Annotated in this window: 12 protein-coding genes; all 12 read right to left on the bottom strand. The window is 62.7% G+C overall.

Going from position 1 to position 21049, the window contains the following annotated elements; genetic code table 11:
* Positions 1–561: 561 nt before the first annotated feature.
* On the bottom strand, positions 562–2583 hold the full coding sequence (locus ACFOTD_RS28840) for an alpha-amylase family protein (RefSeq protein ID WP_378123416.1): 2022 nt from the start codon (positions 2581–2583) through the stop codon (positions 562–564).
* Positions 2570–7726, bottom strand: a complete 5157-nt coding sequence (locus ACFOTD_RS28835) for an amino acid adenylation domain-containing protein (protein ID WP_378123415.1) — start codon at positions 7724–7726, stop codon at positions 2570–2572. The genes ACFOTD_RS28840 and ACFOTD_RS28835 overlap by 14 nt, the downstream gene beginning before the upstream one ends.
* A gap of 13 nt (positions 7727–7739) precedes the next feature.
* A complete protein-coding gene (locus ACFOTD_RS28830) occupies positions 7740–9098 on the bottom strand; it encodes an MATE family efflux transporter (protein WP_378123414.1) in 1359 nt (452 codons plus the stop codon).
* The gene (locus tag ACFOTD_RS28825) at positions 9091–9780 is read right to left on the bottom strand and encodes a RibD family protein (RefSeq protein WP_378123413.1); all 690 of its coding nucleotides are present in this window, start codon (positions 9778–9780) and stop codon (positions 9091–9093) included. The genes ACFOTD_RS28830 and ACFOTD_RS28825 overlap by 8 nt, the downstream gene beginning before the upstream one ends.
* Positions 9777–10955 (bottom strand): sugar ABC transporter substrate-binding protein, encoded by a 1179-nt coding sequence (locus tag ACFOTD_RS28820; RefSeq protein ID WP_378123412.1) that lies wholly within the window; start codon positions 10953–10955, stop codon positions 9777–9779. Before ACFOTD_RS28820 ends, ACFOTD_RS28825 begins: the two co-directional genes overlap by 4 nt.
* 536 nt (positions 10956–11491) lie before the next feature.
* Positions 11492–12556, bottom strand: coding sequence for a zinc-dependent alcohol dehydrogenase (locus ACFOTD_RS28815; RefSeq protein ID WP_378123411.1), 1065 nt, complete (start codon positions 12554–12556; stop codon positions 11492–11494).
* Positions 12553–14343: an alpha-glycosidase gene (locus ACFOTD_RS28810; protein ID WP_378123410.1), complete on the bottom strand. Its 1791-nt coding sequence runs from the start codon at positions 14341–14343 to the stop codon at positions 12553–12555. The genes ACFOTD_RS28815 and ACFOTD_RS28810 overlap by 4 nt, the downstream gene beginning before the upstream one ends.
* 508 nt (positions 14344–14851) lie before the next feature.
* Positions 14852–15901 (bottom strand): alpha/beta hydrolase, encoded by a 1050-nt coding sequence (locus ACFOTD_RS28805; protein ID WP_378123457.1) that lies wholly within the window; start codon positions 15899–15901, stop codon positions 14852–14854.
* A gap of 5 nt (positions 15902–15906) precedes the next feature.
* Positions 15907–17280 carry an alpha/beta hydrolase gene (locus tag ACFOTD_RS28800; protein ID WP_378123409.1) on the bottom strand — a complete coding sequence of 458 codons (1374 nt, stop codon included), beginning with the start codon at positions 17278–17280 and terminating at the stop codon, positions 15907–15909.
* A gap of 37 nt (positions 17281–17317) precedes the next feature.
* Positions 17318–18151 carry a sugar ABC transporter permease gene (locus ACFOTD_RS28795; RefSeq protein ID WP_378123408.1) on the bottom strand — a complete coding sequence of 278 codons (834 nt, stop codon included), beginning with the start codon at positions 18149–18151 and terminating at the stop codon, positions 17318–17320.
* A gap of 6 nt (positions 18152–18157) precedes the next feature.
* The gene (locus ACFOTD_RS28790; protein ID WP_378123407.1) at positions 18158–19546 is read right to left on the bottom strand and encodes a carbohydrate ABC transporter permease; all 1389 of its coding nucleotides are present in this window, start codon (positions 19544–19546) and stop codon (positions 18158–18160) included.
* A complete protein-coding gene (locus ACFOTD_RS28785) occupies positions 19543–20853 on the bottom strand; it encodes a sugar ABC transporter substrate-binding protein (RefSeq protein WP_378123406.1) in 1311 nt (436 codons plus the stop codon). The genes ACFOTD_RS28790 and ACFOTD_RS28785 overlap by 4 nt, the downstream gene beginning before the upstream one ends.
* Between the last annotated feature and the right edge of the window lie 196 nt (positions 20854–21049).

The raw sequence follows: 21049 nt of genomic DNA, 5'->3' as shown, positions 1-21049 counted from the left end.
GGCGATGTGCTTTCGAGCGAAAGTACTTTGACGCAGCGGCGGGACTGCGCGGGCGATGTGCTGCCGAGCGGAAGCACTTTGACGCGGCGGCGGGACTGCGCGGGCGATGTGCTTTCGAGCGAAAGTACTTTGACGAGTTGGCGGGACTTCGTGGGGATGTGCTGCCGAGCGAAAGTACTTTAACGAGTCCGCGGGACTTCGTGGGCGATGTGCTTTCGAGCGAAAGTACTTTGACGAGTTGGCGGGACTTCGTGGGGATGTGCTTTCGAGCGAAGGTACTTTGACGCAGCGGCGGGACTGCGCGGGCGATGTGCTGCCGAGCGGAAGCACTTTGACGCGGCGGCGGGACTGCGCGGGCGATGTGCTGTCGAGCGAATGTGCTAGTGTTAAAAAAGCGGTACAGCCATTGCCGGCTCGTACCGCTTTTTAACGTCGTAAACGATAAGCACGTTTATGCAGTTAATTTTCCTCAAACGAGTTAAAGCTGTTGTGATAACTGCATAAAATACAGTTAAATACCCCGATCCGCCCCCCTCTCCTATGTGAGAATCCCTGCGCCGACTAGTCCGTCGACAGCACGATCGCTTGGCGCGGCCTCAGCTCGAAGCGACTCACGCGGCGTCCATCCATTTTCGAATCCTCCGCACTGTCGACACACACCAAGAGTTCGCCGCGCTTTCCCGCTCCAGAAGCCTCGTCCCCCAATAGCTCGCTTACCGAAAGAGAGACCGATGCTTCCGTGCCCAGATTGAACACGGCGAGCACCATCCCCGCCTCGGAGCGGTAACCATAAGCCACAATGTCGTCCGGCGTCTCCGCCGTGAAAAAACGCTCCGGCCGCATAAGCGGCAGCAAGCTCCGGCGAGTCTCGGACAGCCGCTCTAGCAGTCCGATCATCGGCCGCGGATTCGTCCAGTCCATCGTCATCTCGTGGAAAAAAGCGCGCGGGATATCGGCGCCGTCCGTATTGTCCCCGAGGCCGCAGTTCATCGGCCGCTCCTCGTTCAGCTCGAAGCCGGTCGCGAGGAACGGGATGGCCCGCGGCAAAAGGTGGTTGAACACCGCGATCATCCGCGCGAGCGCCGTCCCGCCCCTGCTCGTGATGCGTGGCGTGTCGGCCGTCTCGGCGCAGGCGAACACGTGAATGTCCAGCTCCGGCAGCTCCCGGATGTAGGCGAGCAGATTGTCCTTGCGGATGTCGGTCATCACGTTCCAGCCGCTGCCGAGCATAATATTGTAGCCGACGGCCGCCGCCTTGCGGTGATTGCGGTTGAATAGATCCTCGCTGATGAGCAGCGCGTCCGGCCGGATCGAACGGATGGCGTCGAAGATCTCCTCCAGCAGCGGAACCGGGAGCACGTGGCCGATGTCGATGCGAAAACCGTCGATGCCGTAACGCTCGAGATTAAATCTCGCGGCGGCCACCAACAGGTCCCACAGCTCCCGATTCGGCTCCTCGCCAGGGTAATAGTTGCATTTGATCGTGTCGAACAGCACGTAGGGCGGCTGATCCTCGCGAATGTAAGGCCGAGCCGCAGGCGCCGTATCTCTGTACAATCGCCAGAACGTGATGTCCGTCCAGATCGGCTGCACGTCGTTGATCCAGTCCGAGTGGGCGGGAGACGTCGTAATGCCCATCTCTTCCTCGACAAGCGCCAGCAGCTCCTCGCCGGTCTCCGCCGAACGCCGCTTGAGCTTTTTCCACAGCGCTTCGTCCAGTACGTTCGGCGGCTCGGAAAATTTGGCCAGGAACTCCGCGGTCTCCGCGCTGCGGTATACCGTCTCCAGCTTGTCCGGCGTGCACTCCTCGAAGAAGCCGAGCTCCGGAATATGCGGCAGCCGGAACCCGTCCAGCGCTTCCTTGCGGATCCAATACACCCAATCCGGATGCGCGGCCAGCAGGTCGCTATTGCGCGCGGTCACCCGCGGAATGAAATCGACGACGACTCGCATGCCCAGCGTATGGCAAGCTTCGACCAAGGCGGACAGTTCGTCGTGCACAGTCAGCTCCGGCATGCCGTCCAGCAGCGGATCGTGCAGATTCGGGTCGAGCTCGAAGAGCGACTGCACCGCGTAGGGAGAACCGATATTACCCTTCAAATGCAGCGTGCTGTAGCGCGTCACCGGCAGCATGTAGACGATGTTGACGCCCATCCTTTTCAGCAGCGGGAGCAGGAGCATGAATCGCAGAAAGGTGCCCGACTCGATCCTGCCGTCGCGATCGTAGTCCCAAGCCGTCGAGTAACGGACAAGCGTGCTGTAGATGATGCTATTATCGAGATCGGCCTCGGGCGCTGTCGCTGCCGTGGCTGCGGTTGCTAATGCAGTCGCCCCGTCTTCCGCCGGCTCGCGCGCAGAAGCGACTTCGGCGGCGGCACCGAGACGACTGACCTCCGTTAACCTGTTCAGATGCGCCGACAAAAACGGATAGGCATCGACTAGAATCTCGCCCTCCCGGCGCTCCGCGATGCTGCCGTATCCGCACGTATTCCATATTTCCGGTACCCAGATTTTTGTCCTGCCTTCCCCTTGTTCCGCCATAAATTCCGCAATCCTTCGCAGCGGCGCCTCAATTCGCGTCATAGCCGTCCCCTCTCCTCGCGTCCGCAGGCCGCATGGCCCGCGCGCCTGTCATATACCTCACGTTTGAAAATACCGTCGTATGGTCGGTCGGCTCCCAAGTCTTCGAGAACAGCCCGATCCGGGCGATCTCGTCCGGTGCGTCGAGCTCAAGCAGCAGCTCCCATGCTTCCCCTGCCGCGTGCCGGGCCAAAAAGCGCAATTTGCCCGCTTCCTCCGCCTCGACTCGGAGTCCATGAACGGCATCCACCTCCGGTCTCGAATACAGCTCGTAATTGTCCGTGCGCTCCGGGTAGAACACGCCGAGCAGCTTGCGCCGCGCGCAGCCGAACATAATCTTGCCCTTGCTCTTAAATTTCACGACGATGCCGTTATGGAAGCACCCGCCGAACTTCACGTCGTTAACCGTTGTCGTCTCGAAGACGAAGTCGGACTTCGCGGGCACCAGCAGCAGCTGCGGCGCTTCGTCCTTCACGATCCACGTATCGTCGATGCGGTCTGACGTATGCACGATGCGCACCTGTTCGTCCGTCCGCTCGATCGCGGTTCCGTTCGGATTAGAGACGTGCAGTCTTCCGGCTTCTCGCAGCTCGATCGCATCCCCGTATTCGCGCCCTTCGGCTGTGACGGACACCGCCTGGTTCAACAGCTGCAACGCCCCTTCGAAAAAGAGATGCTCCTCTGCCACGATCCGCTCTATCTCCGGCATCAGGTCTCCAAAGCGGTATGTCCGCTCGCCGATCCGGTCGAACAGCGCGAGCCGGAGCGGCTCCCAAGCCGCGGCTATCTGCGCGCTGCGCGCCCGCAACGACCCGACGGCGGCAACCTCGCCCCCGGAAGCCTCGAGCAGCTTGAAGAGCAGCTCGTAGTAGACGGATTTGTAGTTCGAGAGCGGGATCGCCTTGGCGAACCTCCCCGCATCCTGCCGCGTTTCCACCTCGATCGCGATCTCGCGCTCCAGGAAGCGAAGCGCCGATTCCCCGCGCTGCCAACGCGCCAGTTGGTCCCGATGATAGGCGAGCGACGACGCCGGTGAGACGGGCTCGTCCGTCGCGCGGCTGAGCGACCACAGGTGAGGCGCGGTTCCGTCCTCGCACCAATTGGCGGCGTAAAGCCTGTTCATCTCGAACAGATCGGCAAAGGGAACGACGAAGTCCCGGTAGACGGGGCGCGAGCCGTCGTCGATATGCATATTGTCCAGCACGAACAGCAGGTCGCGCTTGGCGTCGTAACCTTTGACGATAAAATAGTGCGTGTGCGGTTCGCTGCGATAATGATGCGAAAAATACAGGCCGTACAGGTCGCCCGGCACGAGCGACGGCTGTCCCCGGTCCAGCGCTTCGATCAGAAGCTCCCGCATTTCCGCTTCGCTAGCGTAAGAGCGGCGGCCAAGGTCGATGCCGAAAATTGGTTTCAGCATCTTCTCGTACAATTCGAAGAAGTCGGCATGCGGCTCGCTGCCGCGTTCGAACAGATCCGCCTTCCAGCCGTCCGGAAAAAAGGTAAGCCCGAATTGGACATGGAACAAAAACGGCTCGAAGCTCCCGGGCGCGAGCGAATCGAACAGGATGGCCATCGGCTTGGTGAAGCAGTTGATTTGTTCCCAGGTAAAAGCGTCCCGGTTCGGCACGACGCTGCCGAGCACGCGGATCGGCGATGGCGCATGCAGCCGCGTAGCGCTCGTCTCGTTGACGGCACGGTAGGCAAATCGCCCCTCGCGCAGCCGAAGCAGCGATGCGAGTCCTGCCGGCGTCGGCTCGGCGTACAAGTCCGATGCTTTGGCGGGAATGCTGCGTGCCTTGAGCAGCGCGACGGCGCGAAGCACGTGGAGCGAATGGCCGCCGCAAGCGAAAAAATCGTCGTCCGGCACAAGCGGTTCGCCGGGCAGCAGCGACGAAAGGCAGGCCGCGATCGTATGCGACAGCGCGCGGTCGTCCTCGGCGTCGCTGAACAGGAGCGGGCCGGCGTTGTCCGGTTCGGTCGCGTCCGAAGCTGGCCGCGCAGATGCGGCTGCGGCTTCGGACGCGGCGTCGGGTGCGCGGACGAAGCCGGGCGATCGGGCGCCAGGGTCTGCGGAAGCGAGGGCGGAGGCTGCCGCTGAAATGGCAGACGAAGCAGCGAGGGCGACTGCGGGAGCGGCCGCGGTAGAAATAGCGGCGGCAGCCGGGTCCGCTGGGCTCGGCGGCAGATCAGCCAGCGCGCGCCGGTCGAGCTTGCCGCTTGGCGTGAGCGGCAGCCCGGCGAGCTCCGCGAACGCCGCCGGAATCATGTACGCCGGCAGCCAGCGCGCCGCGAAGGCTCTCAGCTCCGCCGGCGTCACCGGCCGCGATGCCGTATAGTACGCGTGCAGCTCGCGGATGCCATGCGCGTCCTCGCGGTCGACGACCGCCGCCATCCGGACCGCATCGTGCGACAGCAAGCAGCTCTCGATCTCGCCCGGCTCGATCCGGTAGCCGCGGATCTTGACCTGGCGGTCGATCCTGCCCAGGTGCTCGATCTCGCCATCCGGCAGCCAGCGGGCAAGGTCGCCGGTCCGGTAGAGCTTGCCGCCTGCGTGCGGATGGGCCGCGAACGCGCGATCCGTCAGCTCGTCCCGGTTATGATAGCCCCGCGCGAGCCCCGCGCCGGCGATGCACAGCTCACCCGCCATGCCGACCGGAAGCAATTCGCCCCGCCGATCCAGAATAAGCACCTGCGTGTTGGCGATCGGACGGCCTACCGTGATGCGCCGTCCGGCGGTCACTTCTTGCAGCGTCGACCATACGGTCGTCTCCGTTGGCCCGTACATATTAAAAATCCGGGCTTCCGTCCGCTGGCGGAGCTGCGACAGCAGCAAGGGCGGCAGCGGCTCCCCGCCCATCATCGCGACCTGCACGCCGCCAAGGAACGGCGCTTCAGAATCGTCGCCCTCAAGCAGCAGCTGCATGCGGGAAGGCGTCATCTGCACGACGTTCACCCCGCTGCGCGCGATTACCGAGCGCAGGTCGTCCCCGTCCCGAAGCTCGGCCTCCGTGGCGAGCACGACTCGCATCCCTTTGGACAGCGGCAGCAGCGTTTCGGTGACGAAGATGTCGAAGGACACCGTCGTCACGCCGAGCACCACCGGCGCGTCTGGCAGAGGCAACGCCTCAGCCATCGCTTCGACAAAGTTGACAGCCGCGCCGTGCTCGATCATGACGCCTTTCGGCTTGCCGGTGGAGCCCGAGGTGTAGATGAGATAAGCAAGATCGTCGGACGTCGCTACCCTTTCGCCGGCCGAGACCTCAACTCTAGATAGGGCTAGTCCCGCTGCACCCGGTTCGGCCTCCGGTCCAACATCCCGTTCAACGTCCGCCCGCCCGGCAATCGCCCAGGCATCCAACTCGACGAACGCAAGCCCGCCTTCCGTCGCGCTTTTCCACCCGGCAGCCCGTTCCCGCATGCCCGGCGACACCAGCAGCAATCGCGCCCCGCTGTCCGCCAGGCTGTATGCGATCCGCTCCTCCGGATGCGAGGGATCGAGCGGCAAGTAGGCGGCGCCTGCCTTGAGGATGCCGTATAGGCCGGCGAGCAGCGCCGGCGACCGCTCCGACAGGAGCCCGACGATCGCGCCCGGCCCCGCTCCGGCCGCCCGCAGCCGCGACGCGATTCGGTTCGCGCCTTCGTTCAACTGCTCATAGCTCACAGTGCGTCCGGTGCACTCGACGGCAATCCGCTTGGGCGTCGCCGCCGCCTGGCGTTCGAACGATCCATGCAGCGTACGTTCCTCCGGGTAAGGCCGATACGTATCGTTAAACGCCTCTAGCAGGCGAAGCGTCCGCCCGGCAGCCAGCGGCATATCGGCTATCCAACGCCCGCCGTCCGCGATCATCCCGCCGAGCAGCGCCTGCAGCGACTCCGCCATCGCCTCGATGCGCTGCGCGTCAAAGCAGGATTTGCGGTACTTGAGATCCACCGTAAACCCGCCGTCCGGCGCCCATTCGTGAACGACGACGTCCAGCGGGTTCGTCTGGCAGCCGGCGTACAGCTCCTGCGTTTCCACGGCATATCCGTCAAGCGTGTCGCGAGGCCTTGTGTTGTAAACGTTGACCGTCACCTGGAACAGCCCGTCCATCCCTTGCCTGCGCAGCTCCAGATCTTGCGCCAGCAGGTCGTAGGGGTATTTCTGATGCGGCAAGCAGGTCCTAAGCCCCTCGTGCACCCGCATGACGAAATCGTTCGCTCTATCGTCCCCCTCCACTCGGATTCGCAGCGGCATCGTGCTCGCGAACATGCCGAACAGCCGCTTCTCCTCCCGTGTCGTCCGGTTGTAGACGGGCATGCCTACGATAAGATCGCGAGCGCCCGTATCGCGGTGCAGCAGGATCAGCACCAGCGCCGTAAACATCGCGTGGACGGACAGCCCCTGCGCTTCGACGTGACGGCGGGCTGCAGCGCCCAGTTCCGGATCGATGCGAAACGAATGCCGCTCTCCGGCAAGACTGCCTTCGGCGAGCGGGTACGGCGGCTCGGGCAGGGCGGCGAATCGTGCCTGCCAGAAGCGCCGGTCCCGCTCGAAGCGCGGCGAAGCGGCATACTGCCGCTCGCGCTCCAGCAGCGCAAAATATCCGGAATTTCCCGATTCGCCCGCACTTCCCGACCTGTCCGTCCGGTCCGCTTCGTACAGGTCCCCAATCCGCTCCGACAGCAGCTGCACCGACCAGCCGTCCGCAATGGCGTGATGGAACCTGTAGGTATACCCCGTACGCCCGCCGTCCAGCCGGAACATCGTGAATCGAAACAGCGCCTCGTCCGCGAGCTGCATCGGCTCGGCGGCCCCCCGGCGAACGAATCGTTCCAGCTCGGCGTCCGGATCCGTTTCGCCCGACAGGTCGACAAGCGGAATCTCGAACGGCGGCACGGCTGTCCGCAGCCCTTGCATCAAGCCGTCCGGCGTCTCGACGAACGCGAGCCGGAACGCATCGCGCTCGTCTACGAACAGGCGTATCGCGCGCGCGAGCCGGTCGAAGTCGACATCACCGCGAATGACGGAGGTGCAGCCGACTACGTGAAGGGACGTGTCAGGGTAGCGCTGCTCGACGTAGCCGATCCGCTTTTGCGGGTGCGACAGGGGGACATTCGCCGTGCGATACATATTGGCTGCACGCCCAGTCTCGGTGTCTCGCATCTTTTCCTCCTCCTCAAGCCGAGATTTGGCCGGTCAGATTTTTGATCCATTTGCGCGAACGGAACCGGAGCAGCCCCGCCCCCAAGCGGACGAGTTCCTCGAGCGACAGGAAAAAATACACCCAGAACAGCGGCTGCTTCCAGACGAACGAGAGCAGCAGCCCGAGCGGGACGCCGATCAGCCAGGTGGCTGCCGATTCCATTTTGAACACGAACTTGCTATCTCCGCCGCTCTGCAGGATGCCGCCCGCAATGATCATATTCGCGACCTTGACCCACATGAACGCCGCGAACACCCACAGGACGTGGACGGACAAGTCGCGCGCCTCCCCCGTGATCGAGAACGCCGACGCATACAGCGGCGCCAGCGCCGCGATGCCTAGGCCGAGCGCCAGCGACAAGCCGATGCCCGCGCGGATCAGCCGGCGGGCATAGTCGAGCGCGAGCACGTGCTCGTCGGCGCCGAGCCTGTTGCCCACTAGCACGCCCGCCGCGCCCGCAAGACCCGACAGCAGCCCGATGCTGAGTCCCTGCAACGGGAACGTGACCGTCATTGCCGTCATCTCGGTCGTGCCCATCCGGCTGTAAATGACGGCATAGGCCGCCTCGCCGAGCACCCATATGAGCTCGGTCAGCACGATCGGGTACGTCGTGAGCCAAAACTTGCGCGCCAGATCTCCGCGAAACCGCAGCAAATGCCGGAATCCGGCGGCACCGGGCAGCTTGAACCGGTACACCGCGCCGATAATCAGCAGGCACTCGATGATGCGCGCCGTCAATGTCGCGTACGCTGCGCCGGCCAATCCCAGCTCCGGAAATCCCCAGTTGCCGAAGATGAGCAGATAATTCAGCGCAATGTTGACGATAACGACCGCCAGGCTGACGTACATCGGATACTTGACGTGACCCGTGCTGCGCATAATGGCGGAGTAGACCATCGTCAGCATCGTCGGCACGTAGCTGAGCGCCACGATTTTCAGGAACACATAGCCTTCTCCCGTCACCCGCGCGTCGGTCGTGAACAGCCCCAGACAAAACTGCGGCTCGAAAAAGACGAACGCCGAGAACGCCGCGGACATGATCAGGCCGATAAGCAGCGTCATACCGAGCAAATCCGTGATGCTGCGCACGTCTCTGCTGCCCCAGTACTGGGCGGCGTACACCGACAGTCCGGTCGCGAGGCCCGCGAGGACGACGGAGATAATGCTGTAGATCTTGCTCGCCATGCCCACCGAAGCGATCGCCACGTCGCCGAGCTGGCCCACCATCAGCTGGTCGGTCATATACAGGGCGGCCATGATCAGGCTCTGCAGCGCGATAGGCACGGCGATTTTATACAGGCTTTTGTAGAAGCCCGCCTTGGTGTCATCCATGAAGCAGCGCATCCTCCCCGGCATCGCGGTATTTGGCGTAACGCATCAGCGTGTAATTTTTGCGGGGCTGCACGTCGACGACGCTGAACCGTTTGGTGAACGACATCCGGTCGTAGCCCTGCCCGTCCACCAGCGTGATGTTGGTGCCGCCGCCGATGATGATCGGGAGCTGCATCAGGATAATTTCGTCCACCAGGTTGCGGTCGAACACGTGCCAGTTGAGCATCCCGCCCCCCTCGACCATCAGCCGGTTGAAGCCGTACTCGGTCTCGAGCCGGTCGAATAGCGCGGCGAAATCGACCAGCTCCTCGCCGCACACGATAACTTCCTTGCCCTTATCCTCGATCTGCCGCCGCTTGTCCTCGTTCATGCCGCGCTCGGTCGTGACGATCAGCGTGCGTTCGCCGTCCGACAGGATGTTGCTCGCGGGCGGAATGTCGAGCGTGCGGGTGGGCACGATCCGAACGGGATTGCGGTTTTTCTCGTAGCGGTTGGTCAGAAACGGATTGTCCGTGCAAATCGTATTTTTGCCGACCATAATCCCGTCGACTTGTCCGCGGAACCGGTGGATGTAGGTCATGTCGTCCTCGTCGAACAGCTGGAAAAGCTCCTTGCTCGACTGCCCTTCGCCAAAAGTCAGCTTGCCGTCGATCGAGATTTGGCTGAACACGGTCACTCTCATCCGATACTCGCTCCTTTTTTAAGTTGTTCCAGATAATCGTCCACTTCAGCCATGACGGCGCTCGCCCGGTCGTGCATGGCGGTACGCGCCTTATGCGCTCCATCCTCCGGCAGCCGCCGCAGCCCCTCCTCCATGCCGACCCAGCCGGCGATCATATAAGGACTGACCGGCATCGGCCGGCTGCCCCTGAGCTGGGCGATCAGCTGCCGCTTGTTGGCGGAGCCCCCCGATTCGATTCGTGTCAGCGCGGCGCTTGCGGCGGGAATCCGCTGTACGCGGTCGGCCCACAGCCGCTGGCATTCGTCGCTCAGCATGAAGGCCGCATAGGCGCGCAGAGCCGCGCTGCGCGGAGACGACAGCGATCTGCTCGGAAAGATGAGCCCGATCGAAGAACACATCGATACGGCAGGCCGTCCCCCGATGGCCGGAATGGCGCCTACCGCCAGCTCGTCCCCAAGCCGGCGGCTCAAATAGTTATAGATCCACTCGCCCGTCACGATCGCTCCGATCCGGCCCTCGGCGAACCGCTCGAGCAGCGTCGTCGCGCCGTCCAGGCTGGCGATTTTGCCCGATGCCAATCCGCGCCTCAGAAAAGCCAGCGCCTGCTCTGCGGCATCCGTATCCAGAGAGATCCGGCCGTCCGCCATCGGCCAGCCGCCGAAGGCGGTGAGGAACGGGATGAAGCTGTACGCTTGTCCGAGATCGATCCCCAGCGGAATGATCCCGGCTTCCCGCAGTCGGACCGCGCCATTCTCCAGCTCCTCCCACGTCCGCGGCGCTTCGGGATAATGCGCCTTGTTGACGTAGAGGACGAGATGATTGCCCGTCAGCACGGGGACGCCGTACAGTCGCCCGCCGATCCGCATCGTGTCGAGCGCGGACGGCGCGACGACGCCTTGCAGCATGGCGCCGTCCACCTCGGACAGGCGCGCCGCCTCCCAGTAATTCGCCATATCCGAGGGGACCATCGCCATGTCCGGTCCCGTGCCGCCCTCCGGCAGCCGCGTCAGCCGCCGGCCGAGGTCCGCGATGCTCATGGCCTCGGCGCGCACCCGAATCCCGTACCGTTCCTCGTACATCCGCCCGATTTCCTCCAGCACCTCGACCGAAGTGTCTCCGGGTCCGTCGAATTCGTGCCACATCACCAGCTCGTCAACCGTTCTGCCTGCGCTCATGCGCCTCGTCCCCCTTGTTGGTTCGTTTTGCCGACCATGCGCCCGATGCTTCGCATTTCTGATACACGCGGTTTCTCCCAAGCGAAAAAATCTGCGTTTTCGCCTTGCTGAGCCCGCTAACCAGAGAAAAATAAGTGCATTTCTGCAGTTGTTTCGGTCCAAATCGGTCCTTCGCGCCGGATAGGTGCAAAAACGCAGTTAATTCCCGCTCCATGCACGAATTTTCGCCCGACCAAGCCATTTAACTGCACTTTTGCATCTATCTGCTCCTATATGAAGCTTTGGTGCGCAATTAGATGCACTTTTGCAGTAATCGCCCTGGCCCCGGGTCTTGCTCTTGCTCTTGCTCTTGCTCTTGCTCTTGCTCTTGCTCTTGCTCTTGCTCTTGCTCTTGCTCTTGCTCTTGCTCTTGCTCTTGCTCTTGCTCTTGCTCTTGCTCTTGCTCTTGCTCTTGCTCCCGATCTCGATCCCGCCCTTGCCCTTGCCCTTGCCCTTGCCCTTGCCCTTGCCCTACCCTCTCATCGCCCGCCCGCGCCTCATCCCGCCTCTTCCGCAGCCCCTCCGCTCCACGGCGCGAACACCGTCTTGATCGCGTCCGAGGCGACCCGCTCTCCCGTCGCCGGATCGTAGCCGAGCAGCTCGCGCACGGCCTGTTCGTGCTGCTCGAGGCCATACCGGCCCGTCACCAGCATATCGAGCTCCGGCATCGTCTCCGCGAGCTGCAAGGCAAGCGGAAACGTGCAGCGATACTCGCCTGCGCCCACGATGCTGATGCCGTTCTGGACAAGCCGGACCGGCGAGATCGAATAACGGTACGTGGCGTCGATGCCGAAGGGCACGATCCGCCCGCCCCGTCCGATCCAGCGCTCCGCGGTCTCCAGCTGGTTGCCGACCGCGTCGATGACGACGTCGAACCGCCGGCCTCCGGCGATCCGCTCCACGACGGCTTCGAGCTCGTCCGGACGGCAGGCCGCGTCCGCGATCCGCCGCGCAGCCTGCAGCCGCGCCGGGTTCAGCTCGGTCGCGACCGTCAGGCGCGCGGTCGCCCGGCTCGCCATCTGGCAGAGCAGCCCCATCGGTCCCGAGCCGATGACCAGCACCGCGTCGTCGCGCTTGACCTGCGCCTCCTGGAGATTGTGGAGCACGCAGGCCAGCGGCTCCACGAGCACGCCGCGCTCCCAGGACATGGCTTGCGGTAAGCGATGTACGAACCGCTCCTCGGACACGTAGTAGCGGGCGAACGTGCCCGGGGCGTTGAGTCCGGCGATCGCCATGCCGCCGCCATGGCCGACGCAGAGATGCGGCATCTCCCGCTTGCAGTATTCGCAGCTCCCGCAGCTCCAGTTCGGGTCGATAACGACGCGGTCGCCGATCCGCAGCCGGCTGACCGATCCCCCGGCCTCGACGATCGTGCCGACCGCCTCGTGCCCGCGTGTCACGTTCGGCACGCCTTCCTCCCTGCCGGCGATGACGGCCAAGTCCGTGCCGCATATGCCCGTCAGTTCGATTCGGACTTTGACCTGCGTCGGCGCGTTGACGGCAGGCTCTGCAACCGCCGTCAGCGCAAGCTTGCCTGCAGACGTCCACTGGAGCGCGTTCATGCCGGCGCCCCCTTCCGGACATGGCGCCTCAGCACCGCGCTGCCGTAGGGTCCGAGCGGCAGCTCAAGTCCCCCATCGAGGGGCAGACTGACTTCGCCGGTGCGCAGCTCCTCCCAGACCTCGAAGCCGGCTTCATCCCCCGCGACAGGCTGCCCGGTCCCGACACGAATCGTCTGCGGGCGGTCGCCCACGTTAAAGGCCACGACGATCCGCTCGCCCTCGGCATAGCGCTCGTAGGCCAAGGTGCTTCCGCCGGCCGGCGCATGCAGGAAGCGGATGCCGCCACCGCGCAGAGCACCGTGCGTCCGGCGCAGCGCGATCATGTCCCTGTAGAACGCGAACAGCTCCCGATTTTGCCTCTCCGGCTCCCAGACCATGCAGCGCCGGTTGTCGGGATCGTTTTCCCCGCTCATCCCGATCTCGTCCCCGTAGTAGATGCAGGGCGCGCCGATATACGTGAATTGGAACAGCGCCGCAAGCTTCATCCGCGCCTCGTCGCCTCCGCACAGCGTCAGCAGGCGCGCCGTATCGTGGCTGCCGAGCAGTTGAAAAGAAGCCTCGCACACCTGCTGCGGATACATGGCGAGCTGCTGCGAGACGATGTTCGCGAACGTCTCCGCGTCGATCGTGCGGGATGCGAAAAACTTGATCGCCAGATCCCGCACCGGATAATCCATCACCGCGTCGAGCTGGTCGCCCCCGAGCCAAGCCATGGCGTCGTGGAAAATCTCGCCGAGCAGATAGGCGTCGGGCTTCGCCGCCTTGACCGTCTCGCGCAGCCTGCGCCAAAAGCGGTGATCGACCTCGTTGGCGACGTCGAGCCGGAAGCCGTCGATATCGGCCTCGCGCAGCCAGTAAGCCGCCACTTGCAGCAGATAGTCGGCCGTCGCGGGATGGGATACGTTCAGCTTGGGCAGGTCGGCCTCATAGCCGAACGTCTCGTAGACGAGGGTGCCTCCCGTCCCGAAATCCGGCCATCGCAGCACGCGGAACCAGCCGGCATACTGCGAGGACTCGCCATGCTCCAGCACGTCCAGGAAAGGCGGGAACCGATTGCCTGTATGGTTGAACACGAAGTCGAGCAGCACGCGGATGCCTCGCGCATGGCAGGCTTCCACCAGCGTCTTGAGCGTCTCGACCGTCCCGAACTGCGGGTCGACCGCATAGAAGTTTTCCGTATCGTACTTGTGGCTCGACGGGGCCTGGAACAACGGCGTAAAGTAAATCGCGTTCACGCCGAGCGCCGTCAGATGATCGAGCTTGTCCAGCACGCCGGGCAGATTGCCGCCGAACGCGTTCTGTTTGGTCGGCGTCGCTCCCCAAGGCTCGAATGTCCCGCCCTGTGCCGTCTCGCCGACCTTGGCGAAGCGATCCGGGAAGATCTGATAGAACACGGCATCCCTCACCCATTCAGGCGGGCGAATGGCGTCGTCCGGGTTCATGTACGGGTATTCGAAATTGCCGAACGACTCCTCCGGCGGCTGCTCTCCCAACCAGCGTTCGCCGAAGTAGATTCGTTCCCGACCGGATGCCAGCAGAAAACGATAGCTGAGCCTGCGCGTACCGACCGCGACATCGGCCTCCCAATAGTCGTACAGCGCATCGGAAATTCTTATGTTCATGGGCGTACGGCATTCGGTGCCGTGCCAGTCGTATTTGTCTCCATAGCAGACGGCGGCTTCGTCGATATCGCCGCGGGCCGTCCGCAGCCTCACTCGCACATGCGCGTCGTCGTACATAAAAGCCCAATTCTGCTTGTGGCGATGATAGAGCGCTCCTCGGTTCATCTCCGTCCTCCTCCTTGATTCATGGGCATCGAATACCAGTTATGCATGCGATCCTGCCGAGCGAGATCCCTCCCTGGCCGAAAACGAAAAAAAGGCACAACCCCGACAAGCGTTCGAGGTTGTACCTTTCGGTAACATGGCCTTCAATTTTTCCAGATTGTAGCACTATATTTTTGCTTTTTCAATATCCTATTTTGTCATCATTCGCCATTCGGAAAAATACGACAAAAGCTGCAAATCGCATAGCGATGCGGATTTTGAAGCATGCCTCGACGCAAGACCTAACTCGCAGCTGTCGAACAACGGCCTTTATGCCGGCTAAAAATCAATTCCATTAATTGAAAGTTATTGGAATCTAAAGTTTGCTATCTAAACAAGTATCAAGCCTATTCGACGATCCATAATTCGCTTACAGGAAAACCGGTTTCCTTAATATTTCTATAATGTTAAAAAAACGGCGGCGGTGCGGAAGCGCTTCGCTCCCCACCGCCGCCGCTATGCGACAGCTTTAATCTACCGGCGGCCATACCGCCCGCGCCTCTAGGCCTTCAAAAGAATAGGCCGCCTGTACCGAATCCGCTTCAGCGCCGCGAACGATGCCGCCGGCATCGACGCTCGCGACGCTTCCCGCCGGCCCGCAAGCTTCAAAGCCCCCGCCGAGCGGCGTCAGTCGCAATCCGCCGGCGTACGAAGCCGACGGCACGAAGCGGCCGATCGCGTTCGCACCGTGCAATGCCGTCGCAGGCGCAAGCTTGAGGCTGACGTCCGCCAACTCGCCCGGCTGCCCGAAAAAGTGCAGCAGCGGCAGCGCGGCGCGAGCCTCCCAATCCGCTTCCATGTGCGCGGCCTCCGGATCGAAATAATACGCCAGCTGCCGATTCGGCTCGTAGCCGGCCGCGAGCAACTCGTCGACGAGACCGCGAACATGCTTTTCCAGAATAAGCGTTCCCTCGCGGCCGCCCGTGTCGATCCAGATCTTGTTAAGCGGCGGCCTGCCTGCGAACCTGGCGTATACGCGCGTCTCCGCGAGATTCTCCGGATTCACGTAATACAGATACGGAGACATGATGCCGATCATGCCGTATACGTCGGGCCGCCGCATCCCGATATGGTAGGTGACCTGGCCGCCGCGCGAAGATCCCAGCAGGCCCGTATGCGCCGGACCATTCTTCGTCCGCAGCACGGCGTCGATATACGGTTTAAGCTCCTCGATAAGAAAGCGCTCGTACAGCTCGCCTTTCGGCGTGATGTCCATTTTGTCGCGAGCGTAATCGACGCCATCGAGCGCATGCGTATATTCGTCGGCGCGGGCCGCCTCCATGTTGGCCGCCCCGACCATGACGATCTCTTCGATTCGCCCCTCCGCGATCAATCGTTCCGCAACGCGGTGCAGGTTCCACGATTGCCCGTTGTAGGCGGGGTGGAACACGTTTTGCCCGTCGTGCAGATAGAGTACGGGATAGCGGCGTTCACCGCTCTGTCCATAGCTTGGCGGCAGATAAATGTAGATGTCCCGCTCGTTGTCCAACAGCTCTGAACGAAACTTGTCGATGCGCATCAGCGTCACGCGGTCTCCCCCTCTTCTTCGTCTTCGCCCGTCCGGCGCGGCTGCCTGTCGATCCAGCCCTTCACCTTGTATTCGACGAGCAGCCCCTCATCCGCCCGGAGCAGCCGATAAGGCGCCTTCCGTCCCCGCTCGTCGGATTCTTCGCAGCCCATGCCGCGGGAGATGCGGAATTCGACGGCGAACCCGCGGGGCAGCGCGAACGTGCCGCCGTACAGCCGCGGACCAATCTTCGGCAGCTCGATACCCGCATAGATCCGGTCGGCATCCGGCGTATCCGCCGGAACCTCGACGCGGAAGCTGACCTGCACCGTCTGCGGGAGATCGGCGACGACTGCCACCGCCTTCGTGAACGTCTGTTGCTCCGCATTCATGTACGTCACCTCCGCGACACCTTCCTGCCGAGGCACTATCGCCCCGTCCGGCAGCACCGAGAGCACCGACGGTTCGGATACGCCATACGCCCCGTCCAGATTGGTTGCGGCGAAGCCGCTGTCATACTCGTCGACCGCATTAAAGTATGCGGGCGTCCCTGCCAGTCCGACCGCATCCGGTCCTCGCAGCTGCGAACGAATAACGCGTCCGGGCTGCCCGAACAGGAAGATCAGCGGCTCGTGAAGCCGGGCTGCCCAGTCCTTCTGGTAATGGCCGGACTCCTCGATGAAGTGGTACATCAGATCGACTCCCGGACGGAAACCCGCTTCGATCATGGCGCGGACCACGGTCCGCACATGCTTTTCCATCACGGTGAAGCCTTCTGCGCCGCCGACATCCATCCAGATGCGGATCGGCGGCTTGAAGCGATGAATTTGGCTAAGCCACAATTCCTGCTCCTGGCTCTGGTCCGGCCGCACAAAAAACGGGCACAGCGCGCCGACGAGTCCAAACGTCTCCGGACGGCGGAATCCCAGATTGTAAGCCAGCAGCCCGCCGGCCGACGACCCGAGCACGCCGGTATGCGCGGCATCCGGCAGCGTCCGGTATTTGCGGTCGATATAAGGCTTGACCTCCTCCGCCAGAAAGCGCTCGTACAGGTCGCCCTGCGCGCCTTCGCCGAACACTTCCTCGAGCCAAGGCACAGGATGCATGTATTCGGCCACCCGCGCGCCGGTCACGTGAGCCACGCCGACGATGATGATCGGGCGGATCCGCCCTTCGGCGATCAAGCGGTCCGCGATCTTGTGGGCTTCCCAGGAGCCCCCTCTGGTGTCCGCGGCAAATACATGCTGTCCGTCCTGCATGTACAGTACGGGGTATCGCGCGTCCTCGTTGGACGCATCTCCGTAACCGTCGGGCAGGTAGACGTACAGCTCTCTCTCATTGTTCAGAAATGCGGACCGGAATCCGGCCAGCGTGACGATCTTCGACGGCATGACGTCCTCCTTTGTGCGCTCATGACGCGCAGCATGGTCAGCCCTTGTCCGCTCCCGCGGCCAGGCCGTGAATCAGGTATTTCTGAAAAAACATATACAGTGCCGTGATCGGCAGCGCGGTCAGCACGGAGCCGGCGGCGAACAGGCTGAAGCTGGAGTTCATTTTGTCGGACACCATGCCGTACAGACCCTGCGCCAAGGTCATCTTGTCGGAGGAGCGGAGCACGATCTGCGGCAGGATGAAGTCCATGACCGGACCGATGAACGCCGTCAGCATGACGAAGGTGAGCGCGGGCACGGACAGCGGCAGCAGGATGCGGAAGAAAACATCCGCCCGCCCGGCGCCGTCGATTATTGCCGCTTCTTCAAGGCTGCGGGGTATCGTGTCGAAATAACCCTTCATCACCCACACCCCGAACGAGACGGAGCCGCCTGCATAGATCAGAATCAGCCCCAGATGCGTGTTGAGTAGCCCCGTCTGGAGCAGCAGCACGAAGATCGCCATGATCGACAGGAAGCCGGGGAACATCTGCAGCACCAGCAGCGTCATGAGCCCGGTTTGCCGGCCCTTGAAGCGCAGGCGGGAGAAGGCGTACGCCGTCACGGTTACGAGCAGCGTAGACAGCAGCATGTTGGAAACGGAGATGAACATCGTGTTGCGGTACCATAGCGCGAAGTCCGTCTCCCGCAGCAGTCGTCCGAAGTGGCGGAGCGTCGGGTGCTCGGGCAGCATGCTGCTGATGAGCAGCGTATCGCCCGGATTCAGCGCCGTCCCTGCGACCCAGACGAGCGGATAGACCGTCGCGGCGAAGATGGCGGCCAGCAGCGCGTAGAGCCCCGCAGCGACGAGATGGTCTCGGATACGGTTCATATTCGCTCAGTCCTTTTCTCGAAACGAATGGGTGCGGCTGTAATTCAGCACGGAGACGAGCGCGATGACGACGAACATGACGATGGAAACGGCCGAAGCCATGTTGAACTGGTTTTGCTCGAGCGTTATTTTGTAGATCCAGGACAGCAGAATGTCGGTCGAGCCCGCGAAGTAGTAGTCGGGGTTCGGCGGCCCGCCGTCGGTCAGCAGGTAGATCAGGTTGAAATTGTTGAAGTTCGAAGCGAACTGCATGATCAGAATCGGCGACGTGGCCATCAGCACGTGCGGGATCGTGATCCGCCTGAACTTCGCCGCGCCGCCCGCGCCGTCGACTTCGGCCGCCTCGTACAGGTCGCGCGGGATGGTCGTCAGGATGCCGGACAATAGCGCCATAAGGAACGGCATCGACATCCAGAAATGCACGAGCAGCACCGTCAGCTTGGCGACCGTCGGATCGGAGAGCCAGGGCACGCCGGGCAGTCCCATGCGCTCCAGCAGGCCGTTGACCGGACCGAGCGCGCCGTTGAAGAGCACGCGGAAGACGAGAATCGCAATGAACGACGGGAACGCCCAGGGCAGCACGAACGCCGTCCGCCACAGCTTTTTGAACCGGACCCTGCGATGCTCGATCAGCAGCGCAACCCCAAGTCCGCCGAAGTAGGCGACAAGCGTCGACAGCACTGCCCAGACGATATTCCAGGCGAAGATGCCGCCGAAGGTGGATGTCCAAGCCCGGTCGGACAGCAGGCGCGAGAATGTCTGCAGGCCGGTCCAGCTCACGAGGGAGCGGTCGGGAATATGATTCGGCGACGAATAGTTCGTAAAGGCGATCAGCACGTTGAAGAGCATGGGCACGACGGATACGAAAAGGACGAAGAGCAGCGCGGGCGTGAGCAGCAGGAGCGCCACCCGCCCTTCGCGGGAGCGGCGATCGGTCAAGACTGGATGCCTCAGCCTGGTCTGGGCCGAGGTCGCCGCCGCCCCGCCGGCGGATTGGCGTGGCCGATGAACGCTGCCTCCGTCAGCGATCGCGGCGGCGCGGTTCCGGTAGGCGTCGGACACGTTCAGCGCATGGAGCAGCAGGAGCGCCGCGCCTGCGAACAACGCGAGCAGACCGTTGATCAGCAGAAAAATCGAGTGATCTCCCCGCACGAGCACGCCGTCCACGATCCGCGTCGGCGTCTCGCCGAGCGTGATCAGCCCCTCGAGCGCGCGGGCGATGCGCGGTACAACAACGATTAACGCAGCCGCGTAGGTGCCCATGAACAGCGCGCCTTTGGCATATTGACGGTTCAGCAGCTGCCCGCCTCCCGCACAGACCGCGGACAGCAGTCCCGCCGTGGCGGGGCTCGCCGGACCGGCACGATATGCGATCGCGCGATCTCCCCGGCTCATCCGCTTGTCTTCATGGCGGTGCGCATCTGGCTCACCATGTTGTCCAGCGTCTTCTTGATGTCGGCGCGGTCGTCGTTCCAGATTACGGACAATGCCGCGAACGACGGCACCCACAGCGTCGAGGTCTCGGGGATGACCGGCAGCGGCGTCGCATTCTGCAGCTGGGCCAGGAACGAAGAGACGTTCGGGTCGGACATGATCGACGGATCGCTTACCAGATCCCGCCGCGTCGGCAGCTGCGCGGTCATTTCATAGCGGAGCTTGGCGTTGTCTCGGCTGGTCGCGAGCTCTGCGAACAGCTTGGCGGCGTTGGGATACTTGGTGTAGGAATTGACGAACAGCGACCGCACGCTGATCAGGCTCTGCGGGTGCTTGCCGTTCGGCAGCAGCGGCAGCTGGACGACGCCGAAGTCGACGCCTGCTTTTCGCAGGTTGGCCATCTGCCATGTGCCGTCGATCATCATCGCGGCGCGTCCTTCCTGGAACAGACCGGAGATAACGTTGTTATTGATGTCCGCGGTATTCAGCGGGAACAGTGCTTTCAAGCTCCGCGCAAACTTTATTCCCTCGACCGCACCTTCGCCGTTCAGGCCGATATCGTCCGGATTCGTGCCGCCGTCGCCGAATATGTAGCCGCCATAGCCGGCGATGAACGCGTGCGCCTGATAAATCTGGGCGACATCCCATGCGAGACCGTACTTCTTGGCGGCGGGGTCGGTGAACTCGCGGCCGAATGCGAGCAGCTCGTCGAACGTCGTCGGCTCCTTGGGCATCAGCTTCCTGTTGTAGTAGAGCGCGTAAGTATCTGCGGACATCGGGTAGCCGTAGAGCACATCCTTGTACGTGATAGCCTGCGCGACCGAGGGCATGACATTGTCCGCCATGTCTTTTTGCGTGCGGTCGTTCGGCAGGAGCAGGCCGGCGCTGACCGCCTTGCCGATCGCGTCGTGCGGCGACGAGAAGACGTCCGCGCCAAGGCCCGCTGGACCGTCCGTCATCAGCTTGCCGACCGTGTCGATGGACGGGACGACCTCCACCTTCACCTTGACGCCGTAGGCGCTTTCAAATTGCTTCCCAACCTCCTGCAGAAAGGCGCGCTCATTGCCGTCGGACTCCCAGACGAGCAAGGAGGCTCCCTTTTCCGGCGCGATGTCAGCGCTTTCAGTTTGAGCAGGCGAAGTGCCGTTGCTCGCGGCCGTCCCGCCATTTTCCTGACGGTCGGACTCCGTCTTCGCATTCGCGCATCCCGCTGCCGCAACCAGGGCCAACGCCAGCACGAGCGATTTTTTTATTTTGTTTTTGGACAAGCGATCCCACTCCTTCTCGTTTACTTAATCGTTTAAGTTGACTGCCTTATCAAATTATCACAAACAGATTGTCCATGTCAACTCAAAACTTGAACTTTCTTCAAGTTTTGTCGCTTTGCGTCGATTTTTGTTTTTTGGTGGTTTTTAGGCGCTCCTCTCCTCTCCTCTCCTCTCCTCTCCTCTCCTCTCCTCTCCT

Origin of the sequence: Cohnella sp. GCM10012308 (assembly GCF_042649185.1) — a bacterium.
In the GTDB taxonomy this organism is placed as follows: Bacteria; Bacillota; Bacilli; order Paenibacillales; family Paenibacillaceae; genus Cohnella.
Note: the sequence above shows the minus strand (reverse complement) of the source record. Positions and strands in the feature narration are given on the sequence as shown.

Excerpts from the sequence above, each read along its gene's own strand:
- ACFOTD_RS28840 (WP_378123416.1), bottom strand. The coding sequence starts at position 2,583 with ATGACGCGAATTGAGGCGCCGCTGCGAAGGATTGCGGAATTTATGGCG.
- ACFOTD_RS28835 (WP_378123415.1), bottom strand. The coding sequence starts at position 7,726 with ATGCGAGACACCGAGACTGGGCGTGCAGCCAATATGTATCGCACGGCG.
- ACFOTD_RS28830 (WP_378123414.1), bottom strand. The coding sequence starts at position 9,098 with ATGGATGACACCAAGGCGGGCTTCTACAAAAGCCTGTATAAAATCGCC.
- ACFOTD_RS28825 (WP_378123413.1), bottom strand. The coding sequence starts at position 9,780 with ATGAGAGTGACCGTGTTCAGCCAAATCTCGATCGACGGCAAGCTGACT.
- ACFOTD_RS28820 (WP_378123412.1), bottom strand. The coding sequence starts at position 10,955 with ATGAGCGCAGGCAGAACGGTTGACGAGCTGGTGATGTGGCACGAATTC.
- ACFOTD_RS28815 (WP_378123411.1), bottom strand. The coding sequence starts at position 12,556 with ATGAACGCGCTCCAGTGGACGTCTGCAGGCAAGCTTGCGCTGACGGCG.
- ACFOTD_RS28810 (WP_378123410.1), bottom strand. The coding sequence starts at position 14,343 with ATGAACCGAGGAGCGCTCTATCATCGCCACAAGCAGAATTGGGCTTTT.
- ACFOTD_RS28805 (WP_378123457.1), bottom strand. The coding sequence starts at position 15,901 with ATGCGCATCGACAAGTTTCGTTCAGAGCTGTTGGACAACGAGCGGGAC.
- ACFOTD_RS28800 (WP_378123409.1), bottom strand. The coding sequence starts at position 17,280 with ATGCCGTCGAAGATCGTCACGCTGGCCGGATTCCGGTCCGCATTTCTG.
- ACFOTD_RS28795 (WP_378123408.1), bottom strand. The coding sequence starts at position 18,151 with ATGAACCGTATCCGAGACCATCTCGTCGCTGCGGGGCTCTACGCGCTG.
- ACFOTD_RS28790 (WP_378123407.1), bottom strand. The coding sequence starts at position 19,546 with ATGAGCCGGGGAGATCGCGCGATCGCATATCGTGCCGGTCCGGCGAGC.